The 12,800-nt window shown below is 48.7% G+C and carries 10 protein-coding genes; 1 reads left to right on the top strand and 9 read right to left on the bottom strand.

Annotated features, from left to right (window positions below; translation table 11 throughout):
- The 8 genes from AC6ESP_RS24755 to spoIIE form a co-directional block, all read right to left on the bottom strand.
- Positions 1–1,533, bottom strand: a complete 1,533-nt coding sequence (locus AC6ESP_RS24755; RefSeq protein WP_497099404.1) for an ABC transporter ATP-binding protein — start codon at positions 1,531–1,533, stop codon at positions 1–3.
- Between the two features lie 206 nt (positions 1,534–1,739).
- A complete protein-coding gene (locus AC6ESP_RS24750; protein WP_497099403.1) occupies positions 1,740–2,804 on the bottom strand; it encodes a BMP family lipoprotein in 1,065 nt (354 codons plus the stop codon).
- A 346-nt stretch (positions 2,805–3,150) separates the two neighbouring features.
- Entirely contained in the window at positions 3,151–5,163 is a 2,013-nt protein-coding gene (gene ftsH / locus AC6ESP_RS24745) for an ATP-dependent zinc metalloprotease FtsH (RefSeq protein ID WP_497099402.1), read from the bottom strand.
- 110 nt (positions 5,164–5,273) lie between these two features.
- A complete protein-coding gene (gene hpt / locus AC6ESP_RS24740; RefSeq protein ID WP_497099401.1) occupies positions 5,274–5,813 on the bottom strand; it encodes a hypoxanthine phosphoribosyltransferase in 540 nt (179 codons plus the stop codon).
- A 59-nt stretch (positions 5,814–5,872) separates the two neighbouring features.
- Entirely contained in the window at positions 5,873–7,297 is a 1,425-nt protein-coding gene (gene tilS / locus AC6ESP_RS24735; RefSeq protein WP_497099400.1) for a tRNA lysidine(34) synthetase TilS, read from the bottom strand.
- A 91-nt stretch (positions 7,298–7,388) separates the two neighbouring features.
- Positions 7,389–8,261, bottom strand: coding sequence for a serine/threonine protein kinase (locus AC6ESP_RS24730; RefSeq protein WP_497099399.1), 873 nt, complete (start codon positions 8,259–8,261; stop codon positions 7,389–7,391).
- A 28-nt stretch (positions 8,262–8,289) separates the two neighbouring features.
- Complete coding sequence (locus AC6ESP_RS24725) at positions 8,290–9,015, bottom strand: vWA domain-containing protein (protein ID WP_497099398.1); 726 nt, start codon at positions 9,013–9,015, stop codon at positions 8,290–8,292.
- A gap of 350 nt (positions 9,016–9,365) precedes the next feature.
- Complete coding sequence (gene spoIIE, locus AC6ESP_RS24720; protein WP_497099397.1) at positions 9,366–11,864, bottom strand: stage II sporulation protein E; 2,499 nt, start codon at positions 11,862–11,864, stop codon at positions 9,366–9,368.
- A gap of 56 nt (positions 11,865–11,920) precedes the next feature.
- Between spoIIE and AC6ESP_RS24715 the strand changes: the two genes are divergently transcribed.
- Entirely contained in the window at positions 11,921–12,058 is a 138-nt protein-coding gene (locus AC6ESP_RS24715) for a hypothetical protein (RefSeq protein ID WP_497099396.1), read from the top strand.
- Between the two features lie 169 nt (positions 12,059–12,227).
- On the opposite strand, the gene AC6ESP_RS24710 is transcribed toward AC6ESP_RS24715, so the two are convergent.
- The gene (locus tag AC6ESP_RS24710; protein WP_497099395.1) at positions 12,228–12,737 is read right to left on the bottom strand and encodes a S1 domain-containing RNA-binding protein; all 510 of its coding nucleotides are present in this window, start codon (positions 12,735–12,737) and stop codon (positions 12,228–12,230) included.
- Between the last annotated feature and the right edge of the window lie 63 nt (positions 12,738–12,800).

Genomic DNA, 12,800 nt, shown 5'->3' with positions numbered 1-12,800 from the left:
CTATTTCCCTCCCGCATCCGTATTGCCCGCCATCATAAGCCCCAGCTGCTGATCGTCGCGGTTATCTGCATCAACCTCGCCCATAAGCCTGCCTTCGTACATGACCGCAATTCGATCGGACAGGGAATACAGCTCATCCAATTCGAAGGATACGAGCAGTATCGCTTTACCCGCATTGCGTGCTTCTACGAGTCTTTTGTGGACATATTCAATTGCCCCAATATCAAGTCCCCTAGTAGGCTGTACGGCAATCAACAGATCAGGGTCCTTCCATAATTCCCGGGCAATAATCGCCTTCTGCTGGTTACCTCCGGACAAGGATCTTGCTTTGGCATGAATGCCGGAAGCGCGCACATCGAACTCCTCTACCAGTTCATCTGCCAGCTTGTCCATCGCTTTATAATCAATAAATCCATTACGTCCGAATTGTGGATCGAAATAATTACCAAGAATCATATTCTCACTAAGCGTGAAATCGAGCACTAGACCGTGCTTGTGACGATCCTCGGGAATATGGCTCACTCCAGCACGCGATACCTGGCGAGGAGAGCCATTCGTAATATCCTTGCTATTAAGCTTAACGGTTCCGCCGCTAATCGAACGCATCCCCGTAATCGCCTGTACAAGCTCACTCTGACCATTGCCATCAACGCCAGCAATGCCAAGAATCTCGCCTTTGCGAACTTCAAAGCCCATGCCACTGAGCACCTGCTTCTTCTCTCCATCCTTCATCATCAAGGATTGAACAGACAGCACGACTTCCCCCGGCTTGTTCTTTTCTTTCTGTACCGTGAAATTAACATCTCTGCCTACCATGAGCTCGGCAAGCTGACGCTCATTCGTCTCTTTGGTCGTGACCGTCTTAACAACCTTACCTCTGCGAATAACGGTTACCGAATCAGCCAGCGCCATAACTTCCTTCAGCTTGTGGGTAATCAGAATAATCGATTTCCCCTCAGCAGCCAGACTGCGCAGAATGCCGATAAGCTCCTCAATTTCCTGTACCGTCAATACGGCAGTAGGCTCATCGAAGATCAGAATGTCCGCTCCGCGGTACAAGGTCTTCAGAATCTCAACCCTCTGCTGCATGCCAACCGTAATATCTTTAATCCGCACCTGCGGATCTACTTTCAATGCATAGCGTTCGGATATAGCCCGAACTTTTTCATTCGCTTGTTTGTAATTAACGAATAGTCCCCATTTTTTGGGCTCATTACCTAGAACGATATTCTCCGCTACAGTGAACGGCTGTACGAGCTTAAAGTGCTGATGCACCATGCCAATACCTAACTCAATTGCCTTGCCCGCCCCTTCAATGACGGTTTTGCTGCCGTTAACCCATATTTCACCTTCATCAGGCTGGTATAGACCAAATAAGATATTCATCAATGTAGATTTACCCGCGCCATTCTCGCCAAGCAGCGCATGAATTTCGCCTTTTTTCAATACAAAATCAATGGAATCGTTGGCTACTAACCCTGGAAAACGTTTCGTAATTCCCTTTAGTTCGACAGCCGCTGTGCTCCGGTCCATTCGTCATCATCTCCCCGGTTTTCTACCCTATATGGCAAGGTGAAATGCACTGTCACCGCCTTGTGGCGGCCCAGCCCATTTCATTCCGAGAAATATAGAGAAAGGATAGCGAAAGGATATACTTTCCTATATTTCAAAAAAAGGACAAGACCGGCCCGAAGCCGGTCTTGTCGGACACATCGACAAAACAATCCTCAATCCGAATGTTATTCGGTCGGCACTACAATATCGCCGCTGATGATTTTTTGTTTGTACTCTTCAACTTTTGCAAGCACGTCAGGTGTAACGTTCTTCTCAGAAGTTGACGGAAGACCTACTGCATCATCTTTCAGGCCAAGGGCGATTGTTTTGCCGCCTTCCCATGTACCGTTGATCAGATCATTCGTTACTTTGTATACAGCAGCTTCTACGCCTTTCATCATGGACGTCAGAGTAATGTCATCGCCGAACTCAAGCGATTGGTCTTTATCTACGCCGATTACCCATACGTCTTTACCTTCTTTTTTGCGAGCTTTAGCTTCGTTGAATACACCGTTACCAGAAGCACCAGCAGCGTGGAAGATAATATCAGCGCCGCCATTGTACAATGTAGCAGCAGCCGCTTTACCAAGGTCAGGCTTACCGAAGTCGCCTGTGTAGTTCACAACAACCTTCGCTTCAGGGTTCACAGCGGCAACGCCAGCTTTGAAGCCTGCTTCGAATTTCTTAATAACCGGAATTTCCATACCGCCTACGAAGCCGATGTTGTTTGTCTTCGTCATCATACCAGCAACAACACCTACCAGGTAAGAACCTTCATGCTCAGCGAATGTTACGGATGTAACGTTAGGAGAAGCAACTTCGCTGTCGATCAGAGCGAATTTCGTGTCTGGATTCTCAGCAGCGACCTTCGCCATTGCATCGTTGAACAAGAAACCAATACCCCATACCAGATCATATTTCTCAGATACGAAAGCTTTCAGGTTCGGCTCCATATCAGCGTCGCCTTTACTTTCGAGGTATTTCGTTTCGGAACCTGTGTCCGTTGTGATTTTTTTCAAGCCATCCCAAGCGCTTTGGTTGAATGATTTATCGTTAACGCCGCCAACATCTGTTACCATACCTACACGAAGCTTAGCTGTTTCAGCTGGAGCTTCGGTACCTTCAGGTGCTGCAGTTGGTGTATTCGTGCTACCTGTGTTTGTGTTATTTTCTTTGTTGCCGCCACATGCTGACAGTACTAATGTCAATGTAAGAACAACCATAAGCATAATCCCGAAATGTTTTTTCATTGTCTGTTCTCTCCCCTGCTTTTTGTATTGGTGGGCACTGATTACGTTTATTATTCTTGTTGTCCTCTGCCACTATTCTCTCTATTATAGTTACAAAAAAATAAACGTCAATCATTTTGTGTTAGTTATCCTAACATAGAAATTCTGTTCACAGCAGCCCCCTGCAACTATGTAACATTTGTGCTAAATACCGCGATTCATACCTTACATTAACCTTATTTTACGCGACAAATAGCTATATCTACCACTACGTATTATAGGCTAAATCCGAACATTAATAAAGAGAAAAAACAGCTATTCTAGCGCTTGCCGCCTAAGGCAAGAAGTTAGAATAGCTGCTCAATTGTTACGATCCTTTATTCGGATCCTCTTCATCATTCGAATTACCTTTATCCAGATTAGGAAGGGTAATGTCTCCTGCTTCACGGGATTGAATACGAACCTTCACTTCACCAATGGAATCGATAATTGGTTCTGCTGATGTTGGCTCCACCGATACATTGGCACTATCATCTGGATTGCCAGTAAGCGAACCTGTCTCGATAAGGTTTTTGATTTGTTCGAGCTCAAGCGTTTCTTCAGAGAGCAAGGTTTGTGCAATGATATGCATTTCTTTGCTTTTCTCTGTTAGAAGCTTCTTCGCACGAGCATAACATTCGTTCATGATTGTCTGCATTTCCTGATCGATCTCATAGGCGATCGCATCGGAATAGTTCTGCTCATGACCAATGTCTCTTCCAAGGAATACTTGACCTTGAGAGTTGCCGAACTGCATCGGTCCAAGCTTGTCGCTCATTCCGTATTCCATGATCATGCTGCGTACAATTTGTGTCGCTTGCTTGAAGTCGCTGTATGCGCCGGTACCAATCTCACCGATGAACAGTTCTTCTGCTACGCGGCCACCAAGTAGTCCAGTCACTTTATCAAGAAGCTCGTTCTTCGTAACAAGCATGCGATCTTCTTTTGGCAGCATAATAACGTATCCGCCAGCGCGTCCACGCGGTATAATCGTTACTTTGTGCACAGTGTCCGCATGCTCGAGGAAGAACCCAACAATCGTATGGCCTGCTTCGTGATAGGCAACAATCCGCTTCTCACGATCGCTGATGACACGGCTCTTCTTCTCCGTACCAACGATGACACGATCGATCGCTTCATCCACTTCTCTCATAGCGATGTCTTTTTTATTACGACGTGCTGCGAGTAGAGCTGCTTCATTAAGCAAGTTCTCTAGATCTGCACCCGTAAACCCTGTCGTACGCTTGGCGATAACATCAAGCTTAACGTCCTTGTCGAGCGGTTTGTTGCGAGCATGAACCTTAAGTACTGCCTCACGGCCTTTCACATCTGGACGGTCAACCGTAATTTGACGGTCGAAGCGGCCTGGACGAAGAAGTGCAGGATCAAGAATATCAGGACGGTTCGTTGCAGCAACGATAATGATACCTTCATTCGCGCCGAATCCATCCATCTCTACGAGCAACTGATTCAGCGTCTGCTCGCGCTCGTCATGTCCACCGCCGAGTCCAGCGCCACGTTGACGACCTACAGCATCGATCTCATCGATGAAGATGATACATGGAGCATTCTTCTTCGCATTCTCGAACAGGTCACGCACACGGGATGCACCGACACCGACGAACATCTCAACGAAGTCCGAACCGGAGATGCTGAAGAAAGGTACGCCAGCTTCGCCTGCAACAGCACGAGCCAAGAGCGTTTTACCTGTACCTGGAGGACCAACGAGCAGAACACCTTTCGGGATGCGCGCTCCAACCAGATTAAACTTACGAGGATCCTTCAAGAAGTCAACGACCTCGATAAGCTCTTGCTTCTCTTCGTCGGCACCCGCCACATCTTCGAACGTGATGCGCTTCTTCTCCTCGTTATACAATCTTGCCCGGCTTTTCCCAAAGTTCATCACTTTGCCGCCGCCGCCCTGTGCCTGATTCATTAAGAAGAAGAACAGAACGAATATGATCACAAACGGAATGATGGAAGTAAGGAACGTGAGCCAAATGCTCGGTGTATCCATGGGCTTGTAATCTAACTTGAATTGATACTGCTCTTCAGCAGCAAGAATAGCTTCCCCGGCTTCTAGACCAACTCGTGAAGTAAATTTCAACTCTTCACTTTCGGCGCCAGCAGGCGGAGCTTTATATTTACCAGTAATTAAATAAGTATAACCATCGTACTTAACGGTCAGCTCCTCGACGTTGTTCTGACTAATCGCCTTACGAAGCTCATCGTATCGTATTCCTACGGTAGTATTATTCGAATTACTGATAAACTGAATGATCCCAACAGTTACCAAAAAGATGATCAAATAAAATCCAGTATTACGGATGATCCGATTCATCCCCTACCTCCTCTCAAGACGCTTCTAATATTTTAACATAGCATGACTTTCCATCTCAAGAGAACCTAAGGACGAAAGAAGAACATGCTGAAAAACCATCGTTAGCGGTACTATTTCTCATATACTTCCGGCTTCAGAATGCCGATGAACGGCAAATTGCGGTATTTCTCTGCGAAATCAAGACCGTAGCCGACAACAAACTCATCAGGCAATGTGATGCCTGTATAATCAGCTTCGAGATCTACAGAGCGGCGTGCCGGCTTGTCGAACAGCGTTGCCACAGTTACGGACTTCGCATTGCGGCGCTCCAATACGTCGATCAAATAGCTAAGTGTCAGGCCGCTGTCGATGATATCCTCAACAATGAGAACGTCTCGTCCTTCCACCGATGCATCAAGATCTTTAATAATCTTGACTACACCAGATGACTTGGTCGATTGACCATAGCTCGAAACCGCCATAAAGTCGATTTCAAGTGGTATTGTCATTTCTTTAACCAGATCGGACATGAAAATAAACGCGCCTTTGAGGACACAAATAACGAGCGGATTCCGCCCTTCGAAGTCACGGCTTAGCGTTGCGCCGAGTTCCTTCACCTTATCCTGTATTTGGCTAGCATCGTACAGCACTTCTTGAATGTCGTTAAGCAAAATGAAAATCCCCCTACATCATTACTTATAATTATGAGTATAACAGTGCTTCTTATTCGTCAATCCATGCGAATGTACAGGATGTCCGTCGTATCCGCGTCAACGATTGCGTGACTGGAACGTCTTATCCCTGGAATCCACAGCAGCCTGCCTTCCGCATCGAATAGGAGCGGATACCTTTCGCGCTGGGATGGCGGGAGCTTTTCGTCAACGAACATATCTTGCACTTTTTTGGAGCCGTTTAATCCTAAAACTTGAATTCGATCACCTGGACGCCGATTCCGAACAACAAGCGGGAAAACGATTTGGCGTGCATCCAGACACATCTCACGTCTGCTGCTCGGCTTCACAAAGTCATCACCTGAACCATGCTCGAAAGTGAGTGACCAGCCGCCCGCTTCCACCCGTACCTGCTCCGTCCCGAAGGGGATGCTGTACGAATAGCCAGTAGTGGATATGCTGCCTTCATCCTCATGAATTCGAATCCAACGCATCTTATCATATTCGCGAACACAGCGAATGCCGAAGCCCACATCGAAGCGCCAAGTGCTCTGCGCATCATCAGCAGCGGCGAGACGCATAGTCTCGATATGCTCGAAAGAGGCAAATTCTGCTTCCTTCAACAGATAATTTAATATTAGTTTAATCAATCTCCTTTGTAAAGCGACATGAAGACTGGACAATTCACTGCTGCTGAGCATGCATCCGTCAGGGGTGAACGACACAACCGAAGCAAACAGCTCTTTCACCCTGCTCTCCATCCACTCGTCCTCTGCAGCGGCCACATCGGCAAGTCTGCCAAGGGAATGCGACAATTGCGGATTGAATTGAGATAAATAAGGCAGAACATCAAGCCGAACGACATTCCGAAAGTAATATCGTTCATTATTGCTGCTGTCCAAGCAGTAAGGAATATCCTGCTCCGCGCAATAGCTTATCAGGTCTGACTTGTTCATACGAAGCAGCGGCCGAATAAGTTCCACGTTTTTTTCACGGCGTCTTATAGCCATTCCAGCAATCCCCGACAACCCTGCTCCACGTATCACTCGCATAAGCACGGTCTCCGCCTGATCATCAGCATGATGTGCTAGTGCGATAGCGGATGCCTGATAACGCTCTGCTACTTCATGAAGAAAAGCATATCTCTTCTCACGCGCTGCCACCTGGGCATTCAGCTTCGTTTCTTCTATATACGCAGGCAGATCGTACTCGACCATCTCGAAAGGCACGCCAAGCTTCTCCGCATACTGTCTAACGACCTCCGCCTCATCGGCAGAAGCCTCCTTACGGAACCCATGATTCACATGTGCAGCGATTACTTCCATCTCTCCACGGGCTGCCAGTACGCTAAGTAGGTACAGCAGTACCATCGAGTCAGGGCCACCGGATACGGCAGCCACGATTCGGTCGCCCTTCGTCCACAGCCGTTCATTCGCCGCCAGCTTCTTCATCTCTTGCAGCACATTGTCTTCTTTCATTGCCATATGCTCTTCATATCTCCTTACTCTACCCACACTTACACGTGTTCATCTTAGCTTAAGCAGCCATACGACTGAGCACTTGCTTGTGCATGCTTCAGCCTATTGTCAGCAGCCAGTATACCGATATTCCGAGAATAACGGCCGACACTGCCGCAAGCCCCTTCAGCCATCCTGGAGTTGCTGAGGGACGGTGCGAGTCCTTGCGATGCATTAGCCTGCGCCAAGCCTCTGCCCCTTCGGCTCCATCTTGGAATCCGCCTGCAAGCGCCTGCTTGATCCAGCCCCCCACTGGCTTCAGCGGGAGGCTTTCTGTAACAATATGCAGCAGCTCCTCAGCCGAGCGATTCTGCGGCAAGCCTGCAGTTAGCTGCATCAGACGGCGCGGCTCATGAAGCTGAATACACAGCACCGCGAACGAGAATAGATCGTATTTGGCATCAGCGGATCGTGATCCCGCATTCCAATAGCCGCGATCATAGATCTCCGTGAATTGCCGTATGCTTTTGCCAACAGACGTTACACCGCCATAATCCACAAGCTCCACGTAACCATAATCGGCTACGAGGACATTCTCCACCTTCAAATCACCGAAAACCCAACCCTTGTTATGTAGCTCGGCCAGCTTATTCAATAAGTTCAAGCCGACGAGCGGAAACCATTCTTTGCCGTTCTGCGTCAAATAACCTGACAATGTTACTCCCCGCACATATCGCATAATATAGAAAGGATATTCACGGCCGTCTGCGCCATATAGATCATCAACATCATAAATATAAGGCTCCGAGCCTGTCCCGCCTTGCTTCGCGATCGCTTGAAGCACATTAATCTCAGACTGCAGATCAACGGCATCCGCCCCCACCTTGAGGGCATACCAACCACGATCTCCTTGGACAAGATATACTTTTCCATTAGCCCCTTCTCCAAGAAGGCGCTCCACACGATAACGGCCTTGCTTCCATTTCCCCATTATCACTGACCCGCGGCGGAGACTGACTTTAAACGACGTAGTCACTCATCATCCCATCCGTTTCATCACTACTCTTCTTACCATAATCCCCCTGGCGATAAAAATCAATGACCTGCATGATAGCAGGCCCCGTAGGTGTCGTCCCGCTCATCTGAAGTTTCGGGAATATCGAACGCGCCCCAGTCAGATTACTCGTCCAGTTCATATCAAGCTTGCAGTCCTCCCCATGCCTCGACCCTGGAAAATGAAACACCGCTATCTCGCTAATCCCCTGCCGCGCTTGCAGACTCAGCATCAGATCGTGAATCGCTTCCTCTACCGCACGCAGCTTAGGCTTCATACTCGCGCTCGCATCAATGAGCAAGGCAACCTGAAGCCTGGATGTCTCTCCGAGCTCATCAATGACACGGACAACCTCACCGCGCTTCTCAGGCGGCAGCGCCTCAATCGAGCCATTGCCCAGCACCTGCTTCAATTCCTTCTGTACGGCAAGCTGAATAGTCTGTACCGCTGTTTTGCGGGTCATCATCATTACCGTCTGTGATAACTGCCGCGTATTCACCAATCGGCTTAGACCACCGCCTGCTCTAGCGATCTCCTCAATCTCCGCAGCTCCCAGCTCCCCGACATCTCCGTAATCCAGTACGCCTACTACATTAACTGCAATTCCTTCTGCCTTAGCATGTGCAGCTGCAACCACAGGACTTAAGCCAACGTTGGAGCAGCCATCTGTCACCAATAAGATTTGTTTCATGATCCTTATCCCTCCTTTAGGTTATACGCTTCCTATCAGCTTTTCCTTTTTTGGGAGGGATAAACGACTAGACTACTAAATAAACGATATTTTTCCTTTTGAATCGCGGCCCAGCCGCTATACCAATACTTCGGAATCTAGTGCCTTTTCAGTTAGCAGCCTATGAACCAGCTCTTACAAATGAGAGATCAGACCTATCGGTACTATGTATATTGCAATAGCTTACAGCTAATCATACAGAAAAGGCCCCTTTGCATGCAGTGCACCCGGCACACTACTGCAAAAGGGCCTTTTCTCGCTCTTCCCCTTCCACTTTCATCCTCCTTCCGCTCCTATTGTCCTCCCATCTCTCAGCTAACGGTACGTGGACGCTCCATTCGCGTAAGACCTGGCCAGCGGAACGATGCCCATTCCGGCAAATGCTTGTCCACCTTGGCTACAAGCACTGTCATATCATCCATAATAGCCCCCTCATGGTAACGAACGACAGTATCGAGCAGAGCATCTGCCATCTCCTGCGGGTCCTGCGTCTTCAGCTCAGTTATAATTCGCTTCATCCACATCTCTTTGTTCACTGCATGCCCAGGTGCATCATAGATGCCATCGCTCATCATAATGAGCGTATCGCCAGGCTGCAGCTGCATCGAGATCATATCGACGTCGATATCCTGTAGAATACCAATCGGCAGATTGTTAGCAGTCACTGGAATCACTTCATTCCCCCTTTTAATAAAGCTTGGCGTGGAGCCGATCTTCATGAACGTCGTCTTCGCGGTATACAGATCTATAATAGCAAGGTCAACTGTTGCAAAAACCTCATCCGAGGAACGAAGCAGCAGAATGGAATTAACAGACTTCACCGCTAGCTGCTCATCCATACCGGATTGAAGCAGCTGCTGTAGAATCGACAGAGCCGCACTGCTCTCCTGCCTTGCTCGCTCGCCATTGCCCATGCCATCGCTAATAGCGACAGCAAACTTTCCGTTGCCCAGCTCAACCATGCTGAAGCTGTCGCCAGACAGCAAATCTCCCCCTTTGGCCGCACCGGCAATACCGGTCTCCACTTCATATTCCTTAGCTGAGCCGAAAACCACAAGCGTCGCCTCCCCATTCTTGCTTGGCGCACGTTCCGACTTCACAGCCACGTGCTCGCCAAGAATATCCGATAATAATGGAGCTATAATTTTACGGCATTCATCATAGCCCCGGCTGAAATGATGGTACAGCTCGATCTCTACATTACCCTCCTCTAGATTAATGACCTCAATTTCCTGAATGGATAGTCCAAGCCCCTCCAATGCCTCACGTATTTGCTCCTCTTGTAGATGAAGCGTCTGCCCCTCTCGTTTAATTTCCTTCGCCAGGTCCTCCATTACCTGTGACACGCCCGATAATTGATCAGCTACTAATTGACGTGAATCGTATATTTGCTTCTTCCAGTGCATATCATTCTTGTATAGCTCGTACTGCTGCTCCATAACAGACAATACTGGCCCCGTCTTCACGCAGTGGGATGTCCATGCGCGCGGGGTTTCCTTGGCCGAAGGGACTTTCCCTTCTTCAACCGTCGTCATCATCTCCGTCATCACCTTATAAGTCTGATAGAACTTGTCTTCCCAGCATACTTTCTGCCGATGACAGCTGGCACAGCTGCGCTCAGCAACCGCATTCATGAAATTGTTAAGCTCATCCTCCTTCTTCACTGCAGTAACTGTGCCATTCAACTGACCGAAGCTGCGAGACAGCTGGCGGAACACCTCTGAATATTGCGATACGCGGTCTGCCGTCACCTCGCGTACTCGCTTCGCATATTCATGCTGAGACTTCGCATGCTCATTCGTCCCTGGCACATAACGGGCTATCGTACGAATCATGACCCGTGGCGTTAATAGAAGCATAACGGCTGCCGTTACCGACTCCCACGTCGACGCCATAACATCCGCTTGACTGCCTACATAGACAGCTAAGATGGAGGTCCCCAGCAGCATGCCGAATGCTACCGCCATTTTCCCCCCATCCCGCAGCAGACCAGCCAATAATCCAGCAAAAGCAAGCAGGCTCATCTGAACGATCGCGTTCAGATCGGCGAGACTTAATATAAGTCCAGCTACGACACCTACTGAAGCTCCAAGCGGAGCGCCTCCCGCTAAAGCGAACAAGAGCAGCATGTAGCGGGACATGACATGCTCCACGGACATCCCGTAGACGATCCAGCCTACCGCACCCGTCATGACGGAGGCGAGTAGAATCATTAAGCATATAATCTCTTCATTCTTGAGAGATGCTGTCTTCTTCGACATCGTCAGTACCGGTATCGCCTGAATGAAGACGAGTGTAAGGACGAATCCGAGTGCTGCTTCAACAACAACCATCATGAAGTTATACCAACCTAAGGAATCCCCTATAATAATCGAGAACAGCTGGACAAGCAGCGTAGATACGAATACTAGGATCGGCGCTGTCGACAGCTCTGCCTTCTCGTAGGTCTCTAACCCTTTGAAGAGCAGAAATAATATGGCGATCTCCATAGCAATCCATATGGGGGCAGGCGTGACAGCGAACCAACTGCCGGCAATTAAGGAGATGGCCACCCATGCATAAGCATCCTTGCGCATGAAGTACAGAACAGCGAAATAGGCTGCAGCGAATGGCATTAACGACTCTAGAATAACCGCTCGTCCAAGCAAGAAGCCGACCGCAACAAGCAGGAACGTCCACTTCTTCGCCAGCAACAGCTGAATGAATCTCCTCGACATGGCCCACTCATGACCTCTGCTCATCACTCCCTGCACCCAACCAGCCCTCTTCCCGCTACCGCCTGGAAACATAACCACGTTTTCCTTATTCACTTACCGACACCACCATTCCAAGAGTATTGTGTTACTCATTATAGGAGGTTGTCCGTATGAAGTTTGTCAGTTTAAAGAGCCGCCCCAAAAGTTTTTTCCGACAAAAAGAATGGCATGCGCAGCCCTTGTCGCCAGCCCTGCAAACGCTTGCTGCGCATGGACTTGATCGGTCTGACGAGACTTATGAAGCATGATCGCTTCAACAAAAACCGTCGACCCGCGTTCGCCCCCGCTGACGAATGAGGGTTTATTCGTGTCGGGATTCAAAGACCAGCGTAGGAAAATAATGGATAACTTCGCGGAGACGCAAAAAAAGCAGAACCCAGAAGGTTCTGCTTCAATAGATATGGTATATAATTCGGATTAATCCCGTTTAGCTCCGCGTCCACCGCGTTTGCCTTCGGTATTCTTCTTCAGGGAGGAGATGCGTTCTTCACTATCTTTCAGGAAGCGCGACACTTTATCCTCGAATGAAGGTTTGCCGAAAGAAGGCCTGCCAGACGATTGCTTGTTGAAGGGACGTCCACCGCGATCAGAGCTACCGCCTCCGCCTCCACGGTTGAATCGTTCACCACCACCGCCTCCACCACCACTACTTGGACGTGGTTCGCGTTGCGGCGGTTGTTGGCCTTCTGGCCGATCAATTGCCTGTTTAATCGAAAGTCCGATCTTTCCATCTTTATCAACGTTGATCACTTTTACCTTGACGATGTCTTCAATCTTCAGGTGATCTTTCACGTCCTTGACGTAGTTATCGGCAATTTCCGAAATGTGAACGAGACCTGTGACACCTCCCGACAAGTCGACGAATGCCCCGAAATGCGTAATGCCTGTCACTTTTCCTTCTAACTTAGCGCCCACTTCTATTGCCATAAAATAAAATGTTCCTCCCTAAAATTTTTGCTATAGCCTCACTACCGTGATTATAACCGAACC

It is taken from the genome of Paenibacillus xinjiangensis, from assembly GCF_059686975.1.
The sequence above is the reverse complement of the archived record's forward strand: the minus strand, read 5'-3'. Positions and strand labels throughout refer to the sequence as shown.

Bases quoted from the DNA above. Each gene is read 5' to 3' on its own strand.
- AC6ESP_RS24730 (WP_497099399.1), bottom strand. From the start codon at position 8,261: ATGGGGAAATGGAAGCAAGGCCGTTATCGTGTGGAGCGCCTTCTTGGA.
- AC6ESP_RS24755 (WP_497099404.1), bottom strand. From the start codon at position 1,533: ATGGACCGGAGCACAGCGGCTGTCGAACTAAAGGGAATTACGAAACGT.
- AC6ESP_RS24750 (WP_497099403.1), bottom strand. From the start codon at position 2,804: ATGAAAAAACATTTCGGGATTATGCTTATGGTTGTTCTTACATTGACA.
- AC6ESP_RS24710 (WP_497099395.1), bottom strand. From the start codon at position 12,737: ATGGCAATAGAAGTGGGCGCTAAGTTAGAAGGAAAAGTGACAGGCATT.
- ftsH (WP_497099402.1), bottom strand. From the start codon at position 5,163: ATGAATCGGATCATCCGTAATACTGGATTTTATTTGATCATCTTTTTG.
- AC6ESP_RS24715 (WP_497099396.1), top strand. From the start codon at position 11,921: ATGAAGTTTGTCAGTTTAAAGAGCCGCCCCAAAAGTTTTTTCCGACAA.
- AC6ESP_RS24725 (WP_497099398.1), bottom strand. From the start codon at position 9,015: ATGAAACAAATCTTATTGGTGACAGATGGCTGCTCCAACGTTGGCTTA.
- tilS (WP_497099400.1), bottom strand. From the start codon at position 7,297: ATGGCAATGAAAGAAGACAATGTGCTGCAAGAGATGAAGAAGCTGGCG.